Origin of the sequence: Pseudomonas sp. B1(2018), from assembly GCF_003097365.1 — a bacterium.
Lineage (GTDB): Bacteria > Pseudomonadota > Gammaproteobacteria > Pseudomonadales > Pseudomonadaceae > Aquipseudomonas > Aquipseudomonas laurylsulfatiphila.
Map to the genome: position 1 here is coordinate 304,031 of NZ_PYUK01000007.1, position 21,352 is coordinate 325,382.

A 21,352-nucleotide genomic window follows, 5' to 3' on the forward strand; every position below is an offset into this window, starting at 1 on the left:
GCGCAGGTGGCGACGGGGCAGGCTAGAGTGAGTCTGCCGCGCCATGTGTCGGCATTTTTCAATGGGAGAGAGGAACGCATGTACAAAATCATCCTGCCGGCATTGGCCATTTTGCTCATTGCCCAATCCCCGGCCCATGCCATCAACGACAAGTACCGCAAACAGCTCGAGCAGTCCGGTTGCACCCAGGTCAGCGAGTTGGAGGGCTGCGATATCCACAAGAGCAAGGCCGAAAACGCCAAGGCCGGATTCGGCAAGCCGCAAGCACCGGCCGCTGGCGAAAAAACCACTGACCAGCCGAACGACGGCAAGGAGGGAGCGCCCCCGCCTGTCATGAAATGAAAAGCCATTGTCGCCTGATGAGAAGCGTCACAACAGGCCTCGTCCTACAGTCCAATCAGCGCAATTCGATGCAACACGCCCATATTGCAGATTGGAGAATAAGAAAAATGGCCAAAGCCGTACGCTTTTATGAAACCGGTGGTCCCGAAGTTCTACGTTACGAGGACGTCGAAGTCGGCGAACCCGGTCCAGGCCAGGTTCGTCTCCGTCATGTGGCGGTTGGCTTGAACTACGCCGACACCTATTTCCGTAACGGTACCTATCCGATTCCGCTGCCTAATGGCATGGGCGTCGAGGCTTCCGGCGTGGTCCAGGCCGTTGGTGAAGGGGTCACCAACGTCGAAGTCGGTGATCGCGTCACCTACACCGGTTTTCTCAATACCCTCGGCGCCTACAGCACCGAGCGCCTGATCCCGGCCGCGCCGCTGATCAAGCTGCCGGAAACCATCAGCTTCGAAACCGCCGCCGCCATGACCATGCGCGGCCTGACGTCTTCGTACCTGATGCGCCGCATCTACGACTTCAAGGCCGGCGACACCATCCTGCTGCACGCCGCTGCCGGCGGTGTCGGCCTGATCGTTTCGCAGTGGGCCAAGTTGCTGGGCCTGAACGTGATCGGCACGGTTTCGACCGAGCAAAAGGCGGAAATCGCCCGGGCTCACGGTTGCGACCATACGATCAATTACAGCCATGAAGACGTCGCCGCTCGTGTTCGCGAACTGACCGACGGCGTGGGCGTCAACGTGGTGTTCGACAGTGTCGGCAAGAACACCTTCATGGGTTCGCTGGATTCGTTGAAACCCCGTGGCCTGATGGTCTGCGTGGGTACCGCATCCGGACCGATCCCGGCGTTCGACCCGGTGATGCTGGCGATGAAAGGTTCGCTGTACCTGACCCGTCCTGCCCTGGCCAACTACATCAGCGATCCGGCCGAAAAAGCCGCCCTGGCCGGCGAATTGTTCGACCACGTCGGCAGCGGCCGGATCAAGATCGAGATCAACCAGCACTACGCCCTGCAGGACGCGGTGCAGGCCCATCGCGACCTTGAATCGCGCAAGACGACCGGTTCTTCGATTTTCGTCGTTTAAGGAGCGGCCAGCCATGAAAGTCGAACAATTGACCTGCAGCATTGGCGCCGAACTGATCGGCGTCAACCTGGCCGACGCGGTGCATGACGACGGTCTGTTTGCCGAGATTCGTGCCCAGTTGCTCAAGCACCGCGTGGTGTTCCTGCGCGATCAGGACATTACCCGCGCCGAGCACGTGGCCTTCGCCCGACGTTTCGGCGAGCTGGAAGATCATCCGGTGGCCGGCAGTGATCCGGATCATCCGGGATTGGTGCGGATCTACAAGAATCCGGACCAGCCGATGGACCGCTATGAAAACGCCTGGCACACCGACGCCACCTGGCGCGAAGCACCGCCGATGGGCTGCGTGCTGCGTTGCGTGGAATGCCCGCCTGTGGGTGGCGACACCATGTGGACCAACATGGTCCAGGCCTATGCGAACTTGCCGGAAGACGTAAAGGTCAAGATCGCCGACCTGCGTGCCCGCCACAGCATCGAAGCGAGCTTCGGTGCGGCGATGCCGATTGAAAAGCGTCTGGCGCTCAAGGCGATGTACCCGGACGCCGAGCACCCGGTGGTGCGCACCCATCCGGAAACCGGCGAGAAGGTGCTGTTCGTCAACGCCTTCACCACCCACTTCAGCAACTACCACACCCCTGAGCGGGTGCGCTTCGGCCAGGACGCCAACCCCGGCGCCGGCGAGTTGCTGCGCTACCTGATCAGTCAGGCGTACATCCCCGAGTATCAGGTGCGCTGGCGCTGGAAGCCGAACAGCATCGCCATCTGGGACAACCGCAGTACCCAGCATTACGCCGTCATGGATTACCCGCCCTGCCATCGCAAGATGGAACGTGCCGGGATCATCGGCGACAAGACGTTCTGATCGAACGCCACCTGCATTCGCACTCTTAAGCACGCTTACCCGGCACGACCCCGGGTGGGCGGGACAATCATAAGAACTGGCATAAGAACTGGAGTAGACCATGCAATTCTTCGACGACTCGCTGCACCCGGAAAACATGGAAAAGGTAGTCATCACCGTGGCCCCGTACGGCCCGGAGTGGATGCCGGAAGACTTTCCGGAAGACATCCCGCTGACCATGGACGAGCAAGTCCAGAAAGCGGTCGAATGCTATGAAGCCGGCGCCACGGTTCTGCACTTGCACGTGCGTGAACTGGACGGCAAGGGCTCCAAGCGCCTGTCGAAATTCAACGAGCTGATCGCCGGTGTGCGTGAAGCCGTGCCGGACATGATCATCCAGGTCGGCGGTTCGATTTCCTTCGCCCCGGAAAGCGACGGTGAAGCGGCCAAGTGGCTGTCCGACGACACTCGCCACATGCTGGCCGAGCTGACCCCCAAGCCGGATCAGGTCACCGTGGCGATCAACACCACCCAGATGAACATCATGGAGCTGCTGTATCCGGAATACCTGGAAGGCACCTCCCTGGCCAACCCGATGTTCCAGGCCGCCTACAGCGAAATGACCGTGCCGGCAGGCCCGGCCTGGGTTGCCGAGCACCTCAAGCGCCTGACGGAGAACGGCATCCAGCCGCACTTCCAGTTGACCGGCATGCACGCCATGGAAACCCTCGAGCGCCTGGTGCGCAGGGGCATCTACAAGGGCCCGCTGAACCTGACCTGGATCGGCATCGGTGGCGGCTTCGACGGCCCGAACCCGTTCAACTTCTTCAACTTCATCCACCGCGCGCCGGACGGTTGCACCCTGACCTCCGAATCGTTGCTCAAGAACGTCATGCCATTCAACACCATGTCGATGGCCATGGGCATGCACCCGCGCGTGGGCAATGAAGACACTATCATTGATCACAAGGGCGATCGTTTCGGCTCGGTGGCACAGATCCAGCAAACCGTGCGCATCGCCCACGAACTGGGCCGCGAAATCGCCACCGGCAAAGAAGCCCGCGAGATCTACCGCATCGGCGTGCAGTACGAAACCATCGAAGAAACCCTGTTGGCCAACGGCATGGCCCCCAACCGCAAGGCTGGGCAAAAAGGTGTACCGCAACGCGGTTGACCGAGGGTCGGGACGAGAGGCCGTGACCTCTCGTCCGCCTGACCGTTACACGCTTGATAACAAAAATAAAACAAAGCTCTTGAGGAGGCTGCATGGCCTTTCACCCAATAGCCGCTGACGATGACGACTCCAGCGGAGTCGGCGTTGCGCGCCAATATGCCTGGATCGTCTTTGCCTTGACGTTCGGCCTGTTGATTTCCGATTACATGTCGCGTCAGGTACTGAACGCGGTATTCCCCCTGCTCAAGACTGAGTGGGCGTTGAGCGACGGACAGTTGGGTCTGCTCAGCGGCATCGTTGCCCTGATGGTCGGCCTGCTGACGTTTCCCCTGTCGTTGATGGCCGACCGCTTCGGCCGGGTCAAGAGCCTGGCGCTGATGGCGTTCCTGTGGAGCGTGGCGACCCTGGGTTGCGCGTTGGCGCAGGACTACCAACAGATGTTCATCGCTCGGTTCATGGTCGGTGTCGGCGAAGCCGCCTACGGCAGCGTGGGCATCGCGGTGGTGATTTCGGTGTTCCCCAAACACATGCGGGCCACCCTGGCCAGTGCCTTCATGGCAGGCGGGATGTTCGGTTCGGTGTTGGGCATGGCGTTGGGTGGTGCGATTGCCGCCAAGCTCGGCTGGCGTTGGTCGTTCGCCGGCATGTCGTTGTTTGGCCTGGTGCTGGCGCTGCTTTATCCGCTCATCGTCAAGGAAGCGCGCATTGCGCCACAACGTGCCGCGCAGATTGCGAACAAGACGGCTGCGGCGGTCAAGCGTCCGCTACGCACGCTGTGGTCCAGCCGTTCGGTGGTGTCGACCTACATCGCCAGCGGCTTGCAGTTGTTCGTCGGCGGTACGGTGATGGTGTGGATTCCCAGCTACCTCAACCGCTACTACGACATGCCCACCGACAAGGCCGGCGGCATGGCGGCGATCATCGTGTTGTGCAGCGGTGCGGGCATGATCCTGTGCGGCATGCTCAGCGACCGCCTGTGTCGCAACTCGCCGGAGCGCAAGGTCAGCCTGGCCATCGGCTTCTGCCTGGGCAGTTGCCTGCTGTTGTCGGCGGCGTTTGCCTTGCAGGCAGGGCCAGTGCAACTGCTGCTGATCTGCCTGGGCATGGCGATTGCCACGGGCACCACCGGCCCCGCCGGTGCGATGGTTGCCAACCTGACCCATTACTCGGTGCACGGTACTGCGTTCGCCACGCTGACCCTGGCCAACAACATGCTGGGGCTGGCACCGGGACCGTTCATCACCGGCCGGGTGTCCGACCTCATCGGTCTGCATGCCGCGTTTCAACTGGTGCCACTGGTCAGCCTCGCGGCGGCGGCGGTGTTCTTTTATGCCAAGTGTCATTACCACAGAGATATTGCCCGGCTTCAGGGTCAGAGCGTGCCTGACCCTGTCGGTGAAGCGGGTTTAGAGGTGAAGTTGTGAGTCGTCGTTTACGTATTGATGTGTTTTTCGATTTTATCTGCCCCTGGTGCCTGATCGGCAAACGCCAACTGGAGCATGCGCAGGTGCAGTTTCGCAGTCGTCACCCGGACGTGCAGATCACCACGGTGTGGCATGGCGTGCAGTTGTTGCCTCAGATTCCGGTAGAGGGTGAACCCTTTGCCGACTTCTACCGCAAGCGCCTGGGCAATGCCGACGCCATGACCATGCGCCAGAAGCAGGTCCAGCAGGCGGCCAGTGCGGTTGGCCTGGCCATCGACCTCAGCCGCATCGAGACGATGCCCAATACCGCGGACGCCCATCGATTGTTCGAGCGTGTCAGCGAACTGGGCAATGCCAGTCAGCGTGAAATGCTGCTCGAACGACTGTTCGCCGCTTATTTCCAGAGACGTGAAAACCTCGGTTGCCGCGAGACCTTGCTGGGCATTGCCCGCTCCTGCGGCGTCGCTCCGGAAGGGCTGCTCGATTGCCTGAAGGGCGATGCCACGCCGTTCGAAGGATCTCCCGGCGCGACCAGTGGCGTGCCGAGCTTCAAGTTCGACAACCGCATGACGGTGATCGGTGCACAACCTGCTCAGGCGCTGCTCGGGGCCATGAACGAGGCCCTCAAGGAAAGTGATCGCGAGCGGCAGCCAGCATGACCCGGCGCATTCCCGTGCCGGCCGGCAAACACCCGCAGGCCGGTGGCCGGGCGCTGTTCGAATTCGAGGACAAAAGCCTGGCGTTGTTCAACGTCGACGGGCAGCTGTTTGCCATCGACGACAGCTGCCCGCATCAGGGCGCTTCGCTGTGTGGCGGGCGTCTTGAGGGCCGGGTGATTCAATGCTGCGCCCATGGCCTGCGCTTCGATTTGCATAGCGGTTATTTGCTCAACTCCAGGCAAGTCAAAGTCACCAACTACCCGGTCGAGATCATCGACGACCAGGCGTTTATCGTCATCGTTTCCGAGGAGGCCGCGCCATGAGCGCCATTGCTCTCACCCGCATCCACAGTCGCACGCGCGAACTGGCACCGGGGTTTATCGTCAGCCTGATCGTGGCGGCCGCCGCGTCGTTCCTGTCCGAGCACTACGGTGCGCCGGTCATGCTGTTCGCCTTGCTGCTGGGCATGGCCCTGAATTTTCTCGCCGATGACGGCCCGTGCAAGGCCGGTATCGAGTTCACCGCCCGCACGGTGCTGCGCATTGGCGTGGCGCTGCTGGGCATGCGCATCACCCTGGAGCAAATGGCCGCGCTGGGCTGGAAGCCAATTGCGCTGGTGGTGATCCTGGTGGTGGTGACCATCAGCGTCTCTGTGATCGCCGCCAAGGCCCTGGGTTTCCAGCGCCTGTTCGGCATGCTCACCGGCGGCGCGACCGCCATCTGCGGCGCTTCGGCGGCCCTGGCACTGGCAGCGGCGCTGCCGAACCATCCGCAGAAAGAGCGGGCCACGCTGTTCACTGTGATCGGCGTCTCGGCGCTGTCGACCCTGGCGATGATCGTCTACCCGATGATCGCCAACTGGCTGCAGTTGTCGCCACAGGTGGCGGGGGTTTTCCTCGGCGCCACGATCCACGACGTGGCCCAGGTGGTCGGCGCCGGCTACAGCATGTCGACCGAGACCGGCGACACGGCCACGGTGGTCAAGCTGATGCGCGTTGCGATGCTGCTGCCGGTGATCGTCACCGCCGCGATGATCACCCGCATGCAAGGCGCCGACCCGACCGGCAAGCGCCCGCCGCTGTTGCCGTGGTTCGCCGTCGGCTTTCTGATCCTGGCCTGCATCAACAGCACTGGATGGATAGCGCCGGCGGTGCAAGGCACGGTCAACGAACTGTCGCGCTGGTGCCTGGTGATTTCCATCAGTGCCCTGGGCATGAAGACCCGCTTGCGCGAGCTGGCGGCGGTCGGGATCAAGCCGATCCTGCTGATGGTGGGGGAGACGGTGTTCCTCGTCGTGCTGGTGTTGTTGCTGCTGCGCTGGGGGCTCTGAACACCTCGTCACGCACAGGTTTTATGGCAGGGCCAAACGGCGTTGACTCCTCATGCCGTGGGGCTCTCGACCGGTGTCACAAACACCGGTCTTTCGCGGCGACTGTACCAGCAGTCGCCGTTTTTTTTTGCGGCTTTCACAGGTTTGGACTCGGACGCGGTCCCTTGGAGCTGGCTTGCCAGCGATGGTCGTCAACGATAACGCGTGTTAACCGGATAAACGCGGCGCACGTGAGTCCATCGCCAGCAGGCTGGCTCCTACAGTTTTAGCGTGGGCACGGCCCCCTGTGGGAGCTGGCTTGCCAGCGATGGTCGTTAACGATAACGCGGGTGAACTGGATGAGCGCGGCGCACTGGAGTTCATCGCCAGCAATCGAGCGTCGACCGGCTGTTCCTACAGTTTCAGCGTGGGCACGGTCCCCTGTGGGAGCTGGCTTGCCAGCGATTGAAGGCGCAGCCGTCGTGGGCGTTGAAGGGGGCGCACGTTCATGCCCTGGCTTCACCTGTAATTTCTGACAGTAGACGCTGGCCGACCGCGAATGCTATCCAGAGCCCATGAACAATCCCTCTGTGCATCACGCCACGCCCACCCTTACGGCCATGGATCCGCGAGGGCTCGCTGTGCGTGGCGTGGGCTACTGGCGCGCGGCGGTCGGACAAACGCCGAGGCCCCGGGTCACGCGGCAGGTGTTCGATGCGGCGGGGCGTGGGGTTGAGCAGTGGGATGCGCGGTTGCCGGTTCCGGCGATGGGGCACGGTTTCAGCCTGACAGGGACTGTGCTGGCGACGGATAGCGTCGACGCCGGTTGGCGGGTGTTACTGCTGGGGCAGGCCGGTGAAACCCTGAGCCAGTGGGACAGTCGAGGCTCGCGGCAGGACTTAGAATACGACACCTCGCTACGCCCGACGACGGTGTTGGAGCAGGCACGTGGTGAGGCGGGGCGGGTGGTCGAGCGTTTCACATACGGCGCCGCCGATATCGAAGTCGGCAATCAGTGTGGTCGACTGATTCGCCACGACGATCCCGCCGGTACCCGGCATATGCCCGAGTACGATTTGCTGGGGCTGGCGCAAAGTGAAATCAGCCACTTTCTCACGGAGTTGGACACACCCGATTGGCCGCTGGACGAGTCGGCACGTGATGCATTACTTGAGCCCGGGGTGGGGCTGGAGAGTCGCTGGTCTTACAGTCCGGCGGGGGATTTGCTGAGCCTTGTCGATGCCGGCGGCCACCGTCGGCGATTCGCTTACACCGTGGCTGGGCAGCTCAAGGAGGGCTGGCTGCAACCGGCGAACAACCCTGCCCCCGGCCAGTGCCTGGTCCACGACATTCGCTACAACCCGAGCCGTCAGGTCGAACGCGAAACCGCCGGCAATGGCGTGGTCACCGAGGCCGAGTACGCCCCCAGCGACGGGCGCTTGTTGCGTCTGGCCGCGGGGTTGCCTGGCGCGTCACCCGTGCAGGATCTGAGTTACGAAGTCGATGCGGCTGGCAACATCGTGGGCATCAAGGACCACGCATTGCCAGTGCGCTTCTTCAAGAACCAGCGCATAGAGGCGTTGCGCACCTTCGACTATGACAGCCTCGGCCAGTTGATCGGCGCCACGGGTTGGGAGGCCGAGCGATCTTCGGTTTATCCCGTCAGCCAGTATCGAACCTCCGCAGACCCCAACGCTGTATTGAACTACCGCGAGGAATACGACTACGACCCGGCCGGCAACATGACCGAACTGCGGCACCTCGGCGCGCAACCCTTCACCCGGAGCTGGGCCGTTGCCGCGAACAGCAATCGCAGCCTGCTCGAAGAGGATCAGCCGCTGGATTTCGACAACCGTTTCGACCGCAATGGCAACCTGCGCTGTCTGCAGCGCGGCCAAGTCATGACCTGGGATTTGCGCAACCAGCTGACCAGCGTGTCGCCGGTGCAACGGGAGAATGAAGCCGACGACACCGAACGCTACCTCTACGGTGGCGGAGGCAAGCGCCTGCGCAAAGTCCGCACGGCCCTGACCGACGCTCGAACCGTGACCAGCGAAGTGCGCTACCTGCCGGGACTGGAGATCCACTTTCGCAACGGCGCCCCTGCGCATCAGGTGCTTGACCTGGAGGCCGGGCGCAATCGGGTGACATGGCTGCAAGGGTCGCAGGCGCCGACGTTCGCGTTGCGTTATCACCTGACCGACCATCTGGGCTCCGGCACGCTGGAACTCGACGATCACGCCAACGTGCAGAGTCGGGAAGCGTATTACCCGTTCGGCGGCACGGCCTGGGAGAACCACAGCGACCAGAGCAGCGCCTGGAAAACCCTGCGTTATTCGGGCAAGGAGCGGGATGCGACCGGGTTGTATTACTACGGTTATCGCTATTTTGCGCCGTGGTTGAGTCGCTGGATCAATCCGGACCCGGCAGGGGCGGTGGATGGGTTGAATCTGTACTGTTTTGTTAGGAATTCGCCGGTGAGTTTTGCTGACAGTGACGGGCGGATGAGGGTACTTAAAACAAAGTATGTAGAAGAAGGCGGTGAGTTACTTGATGCAGCAGGGGCGGCGGCGGCGCGTGTTCAGGGCGTGTTGTACGAACGCTCTTTAGATCGTCAACGTGGGTTTGCTCTGCCTGAACCGACGGCCAGTCCACCTGTAACGACGACCAATCCACCTATACCGACAGACATAATTGAAACCAACGTTGTTGGTCCCCGAACCCCAGTTAACTCTACCGAAGTTGGCGACCCGATAGGGGATCAAGAAGAGCCTGCCAGCTTGGAGGATTTGTATAATATTGACGAGACCCAATTGTTCCAACCGACATCGGGCACTCCGGCGCCTCCCGTCCCCGGCCCGTCAGGTCCTGTTTCTAGAGTGCCAAATGCCTTGACAGGGGATCAAGCAGCTCCTTCCGGCCGGGAGGATAGAGAGTCGGCTCACGTTCCCGGTCCGTCGGGTGTTTCATCCGGAGTGTCAAATCCTCATGTCTGTCCCACTTGCAGGAAGTCTTTTAAAACAAAGTGGAACCTTAACATACATCTAAAAGTGCATACCGATGAGCGGCTCTATGCATGCACGAAATGTGGCAGAAAGTTTAAGCAGTTGGGTACGTTGAACAACCATAGCGTCATTCACAGTGACGCGCGGCCTTTTCGCTGCACGGTGCTGGACTGTAACGAAAAATTTAAACGGTCAGATATCCTTAAACGGCATCATCGTGAAATACATCAAAACTTGAGTCGTTCCTAAAGCACACATCAAACGATGGCGGCTGTTGGTTGGCCAATGATTGATTCTCTATAGGAGGGCGGAGGACCGACTTAAGTGCGAACGACTTAGATGCGAAGTAAAAAATTTTAGGATATCGGTAATCCAACCGAATCAGGTTTCTTTCGGAACAACCTGCCCCACAGCATCCACCTGCATTTTCGCAGCCCCCTGCTTTTGCGCCCGCCACGTCGCCGGCGGCATCCCGAACTGGCTGATAAACCACCGCGTAAACGAACTCGCCATCGAATAACCAAGCATGTCGGCAATCCGACTCAGCGAGTAGTTCGGGTTGTCCAGGTAACGCAGCACCAGGTCTCGACGCACGTCGTTGATCACGTCGTTGAAGGCGCAGCCGTCGTCCTTGAGGCGGCGTTGCAGGGTGCGCACGTTCATGCCCTGGCTCTGGGCGACCTGTTCGATGGTGGCGCGCCCCATGGGCAGCAGCAGGTAGATGGCCTTGCGTACTTCGAACAGCATCGAGGTGCCTTCGTGGCCCTGCAGCGAGTCGAGGTAGCTCTGGGCGTAGCGGGCCATGGCCGGGTCGGCGTTGGGGTTGGTCATGTCGAGGCTGATGTCGGGGCAGACGATGCCGTTGAACTCGCTGCCGAACTCCAGTTTGCAGCCAAACAGCCGGCGGTGCAGGTGCAGGTTGTCCGGTGCCTGGTGCATGAAGTTGACGCTGTAGGGATGCCAGTGTGAGCCCAGCAGGGCCGAGCACAGCCGGAACATCACGCCGATGGCCAGCTCCGTGGCCTGGCGGCTGGGCATGGGCGTTTCGGTGACCACCTCTTCGCGAATGATCACCATCTTGCCGGCCTCTTCGATGAAGATGGCCAGCGAGTCGTTCATCAGGTGTCGGTAATCCACCACGACCTGCAACGCATCGCGCAGGGTGCGCTGGTGACTGAGCAGCAGGCTGACCACGCCGAAGTCCGAGAGCTGGCGCGACTCGGCCATGCTCAGGCCGAAGGTCTGGCAACCGCTGGCGGTGGCGGAGTCTTCCAGCAGGCGTACGGCGGCATCGATCTGGATGCGGTGTTCAGGGGCTTGCAGTTGGGCCCTGCTCAGGCCGACAGCGGCCAGCACGTCGCGCGGGTTGAAACCCAGGTACTGGGTGACCTCAAGGTAGTTGGTCAAGACGGCGGCGCGAACAAGCTTGGTCATGCGAGGGCTTCCCTGTGCCGGTGGTGATTGGCGTGAGCGTGGCGACTATATCCAGCGTATCAACAGTTGAACAGTTGTCATGTCGTTGATGGTTTTCATGCTGTGCGCTCACTCATCTTCTACGCTGCATGGAGCCATCAGCGCTCATCCGTTGATTACAGTGACCTTGCGCCAACCTGCGGGGTTTTTAGACCGGCGGTCACGCGTCCGAGTGTCCGACAATTTGTCATCAAAAGAAAAGTGCCTGACGTCCAATGTAAAGCGCTTCGGGTGGGCGCAATTTAATGTCGACCCTACAAAAAGCCCCTGGCGAAAACAGCCAGTCGAGTTATCGAGAAAGCGAAGGTGTTGACCGTGGACAAACTGCAAACTGCCGCCACCGTTCTGATCGTTCCAGGTCTGCGCGAGCACGTGGCCGAACATTGGCAAACGTTGCTGCAAGCCAGGCTGAGCAACGTGCGTAGCGTCCCGCCACTGGAGACCGACAAGCTCGATTGCATGGCTCGCGTGCGGGCCATCCAGCACGAACTCGAACAGATCGACGGGCCGGTGATTCTGGTGGCCCACAGTGCCGGCGTACTGATGGTCGCGCACTGGGCTGCGCATTACAGCCGTCCGATCAAGGGCGCTTTGCTGGCCGCGCCACCGGACCTCGATGCGGTCTGGCCGGCAAACTATCCATCTTCCGAAACCCTGCGTAGCCAGGGCTGGAATCCTCTGCCACAAGGCCCGCTGCCATTTCGCAGCATCGTCGCCGGCAGCACCAACGATCACCTTGCCACGCTGCCTGCGGTCGCCCGCATGGCAGAAGGCTGGGGCGCCGAATTGCTCAATCTGGGCGATGTCGGTCACCTCAATCCGGCCGCAGGATTTGGCCACTGGCCACAAGCCGAAGCACTCATCCTGGAGCTGGACCGCTAGTACAAGGAGCTGGACTGGCAGTACGCCACCGGCATTTGCCCTCATTCCTTAAACGCAAACCCGAAGAGGTTTGCGTGAGGGCGGCTGCGCTAAAAACAAATACAAAAAGGCGGAGACAACGCAATGCACAACAACAAGAGTCATGGCTTCACCGCTCCACGCTACACCTTGCTGGCCTCGGCCATTCTCGCGGCAAGCGTACCGGTGGCCCATGGGGCCGAAATCGAGACGGGGAATCCGGACTGGAACGTACGGGTGGATAACACCATCAAGTACAACTACGGCGTGCGCACCGAAAGCGCCGACAAACGCATGTTGGGAACGCCGAACAACAACGACGGCGACTACAACTTCCGCAAGGCCGGCACCAACATCACCAACCGTATCGACCTGTTGACCGAAATGGACGTGGTCTACAAGAACGCCATGGGTTTTCGCGTCAGCGCCGCCAGCTGGTACGACAAGGCCTATGACAACACCGGCTCCAATTCCAACCCGTTCGTCAACGGCAACGATGCGCGTTCCGGCCTGATTGCCAACGACCCGCGCCTGGCCGGGGTCACCCATGACAACGTCGGCAACGGCAGCCCGCACCTGAGCAACTATGCCCAGCGCTACTACAGCGGTCCTTCCGGCGAAATCCTCGATGCCTTCGTGTTCTACAGCACCGAAGTGGGCGAGGAGTCGATGTTCAGCGTCAAGGCCGGCCAGCACAACGTGTTCTGGGGCGAGACCATTCTCAACCCGGTGCACTCGGTCAGCTATGGCCAGTCCGGTCTCGACCTGGCCAAGCTTGCCGCGTCGCCGGGTACCGAAGCCAAGGAACTGTTCGTTCCGCGTAACCAGCTGTCGATGACGTTCACCGTCAATCCCGAGCTGACCGTGGGTGCCCAGTATTTCCTCAATTGGGATGCCGCGCGCCTGCCGGAAGCGGGCACCTATTACGGTGGTTCCGACCTGGTCGGCTTCGGCGCGCAATCGTTCCTGTTGGGCAACACCAACGCCGTGGTACCGGGCAGCCCGCTGGGTTGTGGCCTGGCGCCGTGCAACGCCTTGACCAATGTGCGTCGCGGCAAGGACCTGACACCGCATGACAGCGGCGACTGGGGCGTCATGGCCAAGTGGTCGCCGGCGTGGCTGGATGGCACCCTCGGCGTTTACTACCGCGAAACTTCGGAAATCCTGCCGCAAGCCTATCTGGACGCCAGGGGCATTACCTCGGCCAACCCGAACGGCACCCGTCCGGCGGGGCAAGTGCCGGCGGTGATCAACACTCTCAATTCGCTGGACACCGCCACCTATCAACTGGCCTATGCCGACAACATCAAGATCCTTGGCCTGAGCCTGTCCAAGGATGTCGGCGGGATCAGCGTCGGTTCGGACCTGAACGTTCGCCACAACATGCCGCTGGCCAGTATCCCGGCGATCGTCAGTACCCGCAGCCCGCTGGGCCTGGGTCAAGGTCTGGGCTTGCTGCCTGCACGTACGGACGCCACCGGTGTGGTCTACGACACCCCGAGCCGTGGCGACAGCATGAGCGCCACAGGCGACACCTTGCACTGGACACTCAACGGTCTGATGACCCTGCCGAAAACCCCGGTATTCGATCAGGCCACCGTGCTGGCCGAGCTGTACTACAGCAACCTGCTCAAGCTCGATAGCAAGAACGAAGCGCTCTACAAGGGCAAGGACAGCTATCGCGGCATCGACGCGCCGACCCGTGACAACTGGGGCCTGGCAGTCAACTTCACACCGACCTGGTACCAGGTGTTTCCCGGTGTCGATCTCAACGCGCCGATGTCCGTCAACGTCGGTCTCGATGGCGTGTCGCCGGTCTCCGGTGGCGGTGCCAAGGACACCGGCAACTATGCCGTGGGCGTCGGCGCCATTGTGTACAACAAATACTTTGTCGACCTGAAGTACGTGGACTCCTTCGGCCAGACCGACAAGTGCAACGTCAGCGGTGTGAGCACCGGCCCGAACGGCGGCGACGGCTCCACCCCGAACGCCTTCAGCGGCAACGAAAACTACGCCTGCTACGCCGGCGGCTACTCGTCCTTCTCCGGAGGGGGTGCCACGACCGAGGACCGTGGCGCCGTGTACCTGACGATGAAAACAACATTCTGATTCACCACTGATTTGCTCAATGCAAGCAGGAGAATAACAAGATGAAATTTGTACAAACCGTGTTGGCCGCTTCGCTGGCCATGGTCCTTGCCGCCCAGGCACAGGCCGCTGTTTCAGCCCAGGAAGCTGCCAAACTGGGCACCAGCCTGACACAGGTAGGGGCTGAAAAAGCCGGGAACGCCGATGGCTCCATCCCCGCCTACAACGGTGGCCTGACCACCGCGCCGGCCGGCTTCAAAGCCGGCGACAGCATGCGCCCGGATCCGTTTGCCAGCGAAAAGCCGCTGTTGGTGATCGACGGCAAGAACGTCGATCAATACAAGGGCCTGCTCACGGCAACCACGGTAGAACTGGCCAAGCGTTTCCCGACGTTCCGTGTCGACGTATTCCCGACGCACCGCACCGTTTCGCTGCCTCAAGCGATTCTGGACAACGGCGTGAAGAACGCCAGCGGCGCCAAGTCCCTGGAAGGTGGCCTGGCCATCGACAACGTGCTGCCGGGCATTCCGTTCCCGATTCCGCAGTCGGGCAACGAAGCGATGTGGAACTTCCTGTTGCGCTACCAGGGCGTCAGCATCAGCTCCAAGTACGACTCCTGGAACGTTGACTCCGCCGGTGTGCCGAGCCTGGCGACCACCGGGCAGGCGAACATCTCCTACCCGATCTATGAAAACCTCTCGCAGCCGATCAGCAGCGCCGACGTGTACTACCAGATGAAGCTGGCATACACCGGCCCTGCGCGCCGGGCCGGTGAGGCGATCATGCTCAAGGACGCCGCCAACCCGTTGCAGCAGCCGCGTCGTGCCTGGCAGTACTTGCCGGGTCAGCGTCGGGTGAAACTGGCGCCGAGCCTGGCGTACGACACGCCTAACCCGGGTACCGCCGGTGCAGGCACCTACGACGACGTGTTCGTGTTCAACGGTGCGCTGGACCGCTACGACTGGAAGCTGGTGGGCAAGCAGGAAATGATCGTGCCCTACAACACCTACAAGCTGACCTACGTCCAGGATCCGAAGTCGCTGACCACTGCCAATCACCTGTCGCCTGACTTCGTGCGCTGGGAAAAACACCGCGTGTGGGTCGTCGAAGGCAACCTCAAGGCCGGTGCCCGTCACATCTACGCCAAGCGCCGTTTCTACCTCGACGAAGACAGCTGGACCGCTCTGGCCTCGGATCAATATGACGCCCGTGGTCAGCTCTATCGTGGTTCCTTCGCCTTCCTGAGCCAGAGCTATGACAAGCAGGTTCCGGATTCGACGCCCTTCATGATCTACGACCTGGTGGGTGGTTCGTACAACATCAACGGTGTGGTCGGTCCTTACGGCGGCATCAAGTACATCGAGCCGCTCTCCAAGGCGCAGTGGTCTTCGGAATCGCTGGCAGGCGCCGGCATTCGCTAAGTCAACCGCAAGCAAACGCTCACCCTGTAGGAGCGAGCTTGCTCGCGATGGACCAGAAGGCGACGCGGGCATCCAGACAGCACGCGTCATCGTTCACGACCATCGCGAGCAAGCTCGCTCCTACAAGGGCATGACCTGCACGTCTGGCACACGCAAGTGTGCCTCGACGCGGTTTTCCGAAGAGGACGCAGCATGTGTTCGTATAAAAATAATATTGTGCGTTTGGCGTTCGGTGTTGTGCTCGGCCTGTCGCAGGGCATCGCCCAGGCGGCCGATTACGTCGATGTGCTGGACCTGCCCGCCAGGGTCAGTGCCTTGGCGATCAACAGCCCGTTGTCCGGCATGACCCGCGCCGGCGGGCGCGTGATTACCGTCGGCCAGCGTGGCCATATTCTGTTTTCCGATGATTCGGGAAACCACTGGCAGCAGGCCGTCGTACCGGCCAGTGCCGACCTCACTGCGGTGAATTTTCCGACCACCACCCAAGGCTGGGCGGTCGGCAATGACGGCGTGGTGCTGCACAGCAGCGACGCCGGCGCGACCTGGCAAAAGCAACTCGATGGTCGCCAGATCGGCGAATTGCTGATCAAGCATTACACGGCGCTGGCCAAGGCCGAGCCGGGCAACGAGCAATGGCCGCTTCTGGCTACCGAGGGCCAAAGGCTAGTCGATCAGGGCGCGGACAAACCGCTGCTCGACGTCTGGTTCGCCAACGAAAAAACCGGCTATGTGGTCGGCGTGTTCAACCTGATCCTGCGCACCGACGACGGCGGCCAGACCTGGACGCCATTCCAGGACCGCACCGACAACCCACAGGGCTTTCACCTCAACGCCATCGCCTCCACTGGCGATGGGTTGTACATCGCCGGCGAGCAAGGCCTGTTGCTCAAGTGGGACGACAACGCCCAACGCTTCAATGCCGTGCCGACGCCGTATCAGGGCAGCTTCTTCGGCGTGCTCGGCAAGCCCGGCGAAGTGCTGGTCTACGGCCTGCGCGGCAACGTGCTGCGCAGTACCGATGGCGGCCAGAGCTGGACTGCGCTGGACAGCGGCCTGCACGTCAGCATCACCGCGGGCCTGATCGATGCCCGTGGCAATTATCGCTTGTTCACCCAGGGCGGGCAGATGCTGGTCAGCCAGGGGACGGGCGCGCAGATGCATCTGGTGCGGCAACCGGCACCGACGCCGGTCGCCGGTGCTGCGCAGTCCACCGACGGCGCACTGGTGCTGGCGGGAAGCCGTGGTGCCCGGACGCTGTCCGCCGATCCAGCCCTCGAACCCTAAGAGCGAGAACCCAGACATGGGCAACATCAAACAAGACGCCATGCCGGTGATCCGAGATGTGCGTGATTTCGACCACCGCTCCGGCAACCGCCTGGAACGCCTGGTGTTCAACTTCCGTCCGCTGTTCATGCTGCTGATGGCCCTGGCCACCGTGGTGCTCGGCTACATGGCGGCGACGCGCCTGGAGCTGCGCCCCAGCTTCGAGAAAATGATTCCGCAGAGCCAGCCGTACATCCAGAACTTCCTGGAAAACCGCGCCTCCCTGCGCGGGTTGGGCAATTCGGTGCGGGTGGTGGTGGAGAACACCCAGGGCGATATTTTCGATCCCGAATACCTCGACGTGCTCAAGCAGGTCAACGACCAACTGTTCCTCACCGAAGGCGTCGACCGCGCCTGGATGAAGTCGCTGTGGAGTCCGGCGGTGCGCTGGACCGAAGTCACCGAAGACGGTTTCCAGGGTGGCCCGGTGATGCCCGACACCTATTCAGGGCAGCCTGAGCAGATCGAACAGCTGCGCCAGAACATTTCCCGTGCCGGCATTGTCGGCAGCCTGGTGGCCAGCGACTTCAAGTCGACCATGCTGATCGTGCCGCTGCTGGACAAGGCCGCCGCCGGTGGCCAGCGCATCAACTACCACGCGTTCTCGCAGATGCTCGAAGAGCAGTTGCGCGACAAGATCGAATACGCCGGCGACAGCGCTGCGCGTAAGTCCGGGGTGGAAGGCACCGGCCATTACAAGGTGCGGGTGATCGGCTTCGCCAAACTCATGGGCGACCTGATCGACGGCCTGATCCAGGTGATGATGTTCTTCGGTCTGGCGGTGGTCACCTCGTTGGCCATCATCTACGCCTACACCCGCTGCGTGCGCAGCACCTTGCTGGTGGTCGGCTGCTCGCTGGTCGCGGTGGTCTGGCAGCTGGGCATCGTCGCCTGGCTCGGCTACGCCATCGATCCGTACTCGGTGCTGGTGCCGTTTTTGATCTTCGCCATCGGCGTGTCCCATGCGGCACAGAAGATGAACGGCATCATGCAGGACATCGCCCGTGGCACCCACAAGCTGATCGCTGCGCGCTACACCTTCCGCCGCCTGTTCATCGCCGGCGTCACCGCGTTGCTGGCCGATGCCGTGGGCTTTGCGGTGCTGATGCTGATCGACATCCCGGTGATCCAGGATTTGGCGATCACCGCCAGCATCGGCGTCGCGGTGCTGATCTTCACCTCGCTGTTGCTGATGCCGGTGGCGCTGTCCTATGTCGGTGTTGGCACCAAGGCCGCCGAACGCGCGCTGAAAATCGATACCCGTGCCGAAAAGCACAAAGGCTTCGGCCGGTTGTGGGACGCGCTCGATCGCTTCACTACTGCCAAGTGGGCCACGGGCGCCGTGCTGGTCGCGGTGCTGATGGGCATTGGCGGCTATGTGGTCAGCCTCAACCTGAAAATCGGCGACCTGGAAAGCGGTGCGCCGGAGTTGCGCGCCGACTCGCGCTACAACCGCGACAACGCCTACATCACCCAGCATTACGCGCTGTCCAGCGACCTGTTCGCGGTGATGATCAAGACCGCGCCGGAAGGCTGCCTGAACTACAAGACCCTGGTGCTCGCCGACCGCCTGGCCTGGGAACTGCAACAGTATCCGGGTGTGCAGGCCACGGCTTCGCTGGTCAACGCGGTACGACAGATCACCGCCGGCACCTACGAAGGCAACCCCAAGCTCAACAGCATCCAGCGCAACCAGGACGTGCTCAACTACGCCGCGCAGCAAGCCTCGGTCAACTCCCCGGAGCTGTTCAACACCGAGTGCTCGCTGATGCCGGTGATCGCGTTCCTCAAGGATCACAAGGCTGAAACCCTCGATGCGGTAGTCGCCATCGCTGACAAATTCGCCAAGGAAAACAGCAGCGACGATCGCCAGTTCCTGCTCGCCGCCGGCAGCGCCGGTATCGAGGCAGCGACCAACATCGTGGTGCGTGAAGCCAATCACACCATGCTGCTATACGTGTACGCGGCAGTAACGCTGTTCTGCCTGATCACCTTCCGCAGCTGGCGGGCCACGCTGGTGGCGCTGTTGCCGCTGGTGCTGACCTCGATCCTCTGTGAGGCCTTGATGGTGGCCATGGGCATCGGCGTGAAAGTCGCGACCCTGCCGGTGATCGCCCTCGGCGTCGGCATCGGCGTGGACTACGCCCTGTACCTGCTCAGCGTGCAACTGCACTTCCAGCGCCAGGGCCTGCCGTTGTCCCAGGCCTACCGCAACGCTGTGTCCTTCACCGGCCGGGTGGTCGGGCTGGTGGGCATCACCCTCGCCGCCGGCGTGGTGTGCTGGGTCTGGTCGCCGATCAAGTTCCAGGCCGACATGGGCATCCTGCTGACCTTCATGTTCCTGTGGAACATGCTCGGTGCGCTGATCCTGATTCCAGCCCTGTCGTATTTCCTGCTGCGCGAACGGGCCCCGCAGCCGGGCTCCGCTACCGCCGCCGAGAACACTGAATCCACTGAACGTCCGGGCATGCCCCATGCCCTGACCACTTCCGAGTAAGCCAAGATGTCTGAATACAAAGCTCCCCTGCGCGACATGCGCTTCGTACTCAACGAGGTTTTCCAGGTGTCCCGGCTCTGGGCCAGTTTGCCCGGCCTGGCCGACGTGATCGATGAAGAAACCGCCGCCGCCATCCTCGAAGAGGCCGGCAAGATCACTGGCGAAGTCATCGCACCCTTGAACCGCGCCACCGACGAACAGGGTTGTACCTGGAGCAATGGTTCGGTCACCGCGCCAGAGGGTTTTGCCGGGGCCTATCAAGCCTTCGCCGAGGGCGGTTGGGTCGGTGTCGGCGGTGATCCGCAGTACGGCGGCATGGGCATGCCCAAGGCGATTTCGGCTCAGGTCGAAGAGATGGTCAACTCGGCCAGCCTGTCGTTCGGCCTGTACCCGATGCTGACCGCCGGTGCCTGCCTGTCGATCAAGGCCCATGCCAGCGAAGAGCTCAAGCAACGCTATCTGCCGAACATGTACGCCGGCACCTGGACCGGTTCGATGTGCCTGACCGAAGCCCACGCCGGTACCGACCTGGGCCTGATTCGCACCAAGGCCGAACCCCAGGCCGATGGCAGTTACAAGGTCAGCGGCAGCAAGATCTTCATCACCGGCGGCGACCACGACCTGACCGAGAACATCATCCACCTGGTACTGGCGCGCCTGCCGGATGCACCGGCGGGGCCGAAGGGCATCTCGCTGTTCCTGGTGCCCAAGGTGCTGGTCAACGCCGACGGTTCGCTGGGTGAAAACAATGCGCTGTCGTGTGGCTCCATCGAACACAAAATGGGCATCAAGGCCTCCGCCACCTGCGTGATGAACTTCGATGGCGCCACCGGCTGGATCGTCGACGCGCCGAACAAAGGCCTGGCGGCGATGTTCACCATGATGAACTACGAACGTCTGGGTGTGGGCATCCAGGGCCTGGCCCAGGGCGAGCGTTCCTACCAGAACGCTGTCGCCTACGCCCGCGACCGCCTGCAAAGCCGTGCGCCGACCGGTGCGCAGAACAAGGATAAGGCCGCCGACCCGATCATCGTGCACCCGGACGTGCGCCGCATGCTGTTGACCATGAAAGCCTTGAACGAAGGCGGCCGTGCGTTCTCCAGCTACGTCGCGTTGCAACTGGACACGGCCAGGTACAGCGAAGACGAAGTCACGCGCAATCGCGCGCAGGAATTGGTGGCGCTGCTGACCCCGGTGGCCAAGGCATTCCTCACCGACATGGGGCTGGAAACCACCTTGCACGGTCAGATGGTCTTCGGCGGCCACGGCTACATCCGCGAGTGGGGCCAGGAGCAATTGGTGCGCGACGTGCGCATCACCCAGATCTACGAAGGCACCAACGGCATCCAGTCCCTGGACCTGGCCGGGCGCAAGATCGTCGGCAGCGGCGGGGCGCTCTACCGCTTGTTCGCCTCGGAAATCCGCAACTTTACCGCTAACGCCAGTGCCGACCTCGACGAGTTCACCAAGCCGCTGAATGCCGCCGTGGACACCCTCGACGAGCTGACCGCGTGGCTGCTGGACCGGGCCCAGGGCAACCCGAATGAAATCGGCGCGGCCTCGGTCGAGTACCTGCACGTGTTTGGCTACACCGCATACGCCTACATGTGGGCGCGCATGGCCAAGGCCGTCATCAGCGGGGATGCCGAAGACGACTTCTACACCAGCAAACTGGCCACCGCGCGTTTCTACTTCGCCCGGTTGCTGCCGCGTATCCACTCGTTGAGCGCATCGGTCAAGGCCGGTAGTGACTGCCTCTACGAGCTGAAAGCCGATCAGTTCTGATCGAAGGACAAGGAACTCCAACC

Annotated in this window: 17 protein-coding genes; 16 read left to right on the forward strand and 1 reads right to left on the reverse strand. The window is 62.0% G+C overall.

Features of this window, described 5'->3' with window-relative positions; translation table 11 throughout:
• Nucleotides 1-78: 78 nt before the first annotated feature.
• The 10 genes from C9422_RS13985 to C9422_RS14025 all read left to right on the forward strand — a co-directional run bounded on the left by C9422_RS13985 (nucleotide 79) and on the right by C9422_RS14025 (nucleotide 10,091).
• Nucleotides 79-342 (forward strand): hypothetical protein, encoded by a 264-nt coding sequence (locus C9422_RS13985; protein ID WP_116581050.1) that lies wholly within the window; start codon nucleotides 79-81, stop codon nucleotides 340-342.
• A gap of 107 nt (nucleotides 343-449) precedes the next feature.
• Nucleotides 450-1,430 carry a quinone oxidoreductase gene (locus C9422_RS13990; protein WP_116581051.1) on the forward strand — a complete coding sequence of 327 codons (981 nt, stop codon included), beginning with the start codon at nucleotides 450-452 and terminating at the stop codon, nucleotides 1,428-1,430.
• Nucleotides 1,431-1,443: 13 nt separating this feature from the next.
• On the forward strand, nucleotides 1,444-2,292 hold the full coding sequence (locus tag C9422_RS13995; protein WP_007979208.1) for a TauD/TfdA family dioxygenase: 849 nt from the start codon (nucleotides 1,444-1,446) through the stop codon (nucleotides 2,290-2,292).
• A gap of 100 nt (nucleotides 2,293-2,392) precedes the next feature.
• A complete protein-coding gene (locus C9422_RS14000; protein WP_116581052.1) occupies nucleotides 2,393-3,445 on the forward strand; it encodes a 3-keto-5-aminohexanoate cleavage protein in 1,053 nt (350 codons plus the stop codon).
• A gap of 92 nt (nucleotides 3,446-3,537) precedes the next feature.
• Complete coding sequence (locus tag C9422_RS14005; protein WP_007979212.1) at nucleotides 3,538-4,869, forward strand: MFS transporter; 1,332 nt, start codon at nucleotides 3,538-3,540, stop codon at nucleotides 4,867-4,869.
• Nucleotides 4,866-5,528: a DsbA family oxidoreductase gene (locus C9422_RS14010; protein WP_116581053.1), complete on the forward strand. Its 663-nt coding sequence runs from the start codon at nucleotides 4,866-4,868 to the stop codon at nucleotides 5,526-5,528. The genes C9422_RS14005 and C9422_RS14010 overlap by 4 nt, the downstream gene beginning before the upstream one ends.
• Nucleotides 5,525-5,851 (forward strand): Rieske 2Fe-2S domain-containing protein, encoded by a 327-nt coding sequence (locus C9422_RS14015; RefSeq protein WP_007979217.1) that lies wholly within the window; start codon nucleotides 5,525-5,527, stop codon nucleotides 5,849-5,851. Before C9422_RS14010 ends, C9422_RS14015 begins: the two co-directional genes overlap by 4 nt.
• Nucleotides 5,848-6,858 carry a YeiH family protein gene (locus tag C9422_RS14020; protein ID WP_007979219.1) on the forward strand — a complete coding sequence of 337 codons (1,011 nt, stop codon included), beginning with the start codon at nucleotides 5,848-5,850 and terminating at the stop codon, nucleotides 6,856-6,858. The genes C9422_RS14015 and C9422_RS14020 overlap by 4 nt, the downstream gene beginning before the upstream one ends.
• A 307-nt stretch (nucleotides 6,859-7,165) precedes the next feature.
• The gene (locus C9422_RS32215; RefSeq protein ID WP_165824774.1) at nucleotides 7,166-7,306 is read left to right on the forward strand and encodes a hypothetical protein; all 141 of its coding nucleotides are present in this window, start codon (nucleotides 7,166-7,168) and stop codon (nucleotides 7,304-7,306) included.
• A gap of 106 nt (nucleotides 7,307-7,412) precedes the next feature.
• On the forward strand, nucleotides 7,413-10,091 hold the full coding sequence (locus C9422_RS14025) for an RHS repeat-associated core domain-containing protein (protein ID WP_165824776.1): 2,679 nt from the start codon (nucleotides 7,413-7,415) through the stop codon (nucleotides 10,089-10,091).
• A gap of 132 nt (nucleotides 10,092-10,223) precedes the next feature.
• Here C9422_RS14025 and C9422_RS14030 read toward each other — a convergent pair whose 3' ends face one another.
• Nucleotides 10,224-11,276 (reverse strand): AraC family transcriptional regulator, encoded by a 1,053-nt coding sequence (locus C9422_RS14030; RefSeq protein WP_007971971.1) that lies wholly within the window; start codon nucleotides 11,274-11,276, stop codon nucleotides 10,224-10,226.
• Between the two features lie 354 nt (nucleotides 11,277-11,630).
• Between C9422_RS14030 and C9422_RS14035 the strand changes: the two genes are divergently transcribed.
• From C9422_RS14035 to C9422_RS14060, 6 genes are all read left to right on the forward strand, one after another.
• Nucleotides 11,631-12,197 (forward strand): alpha/beta hydrolase, encoded by a 567-nt coding sequence (locus tag C9422_RS14035; RefSeq protein ID WP_116581054.1) that lies wholly within the window; start codon nucleotides 11,631-11,633, stop codon nucleotides 12,195-12,197.
• A 123-nt stretch (nucleotides 12,198-12,320) separates the two neighbouring features.
• The gene (locus C9422_RS14040; protein WP_116581055.1) at nucleotides 12,321-14,324 is read left to right on the forward strand and encodes a DUF1302 domain-containing protein; all 2,004 of its coding nucleotides are present in this window, start codon (nucleotides 12,321-12,323) and stop codon (nucleotides 14,322-14,324) included.
• Nucleotides 14,325-14,365: 41 nt separating this feature from the next.
• Entirely contained in the window at nucleotides 14,366-15,724 is a 1,359-nt protein-coding gene (locus C9422_RS14045) for a DUF1329 domain-containing protein (RefSeq protein ID WP_116581056.1), read from the forward strand.
• Nucleotides 15,725-15,916: 192 nt separating this feature from the next.
• Complete coding sequence (locus C9422_RS14050; RefSeq protein WP_116581057.1) at nucleotides 15,917-17,008, forward strand: YCF48-related protein; 1,092 nt, start codon at nucleotides 15,917-15,919, stop codon at nucleotides 17,006-17,008.
• Between the two features lie 16 nt (nucleotides 17,009-17,024).
• Nucleotides 17,025-19,544, forward strand: coding sequence for an RND family transporter (locus C9422_RS14055; protein WP_116581058.1), 2,520 nt, complete (start codon nucleotides 17,025-17,027; stop codon nucleotides 19,542-19,544).
• Nucleotides 19,545-19,550: 6 nt separating this feature from the next.
• Complete coding sequence (locus C9422_RS14060; RefSeq protein ID WP_116581059.1) at nucleotides 19,551-21,329, forward strand: acyl-CoA dehydrogenase C-terminal domain-containing protein; 1,779 nt, start codon at nucleotides 19,551-19,553, stop codon at nucleotides 21,327-21,329.
• The last annotated feature ends 23 nt before the right edge of the window (nucleotides 21,330-21,352 follow it).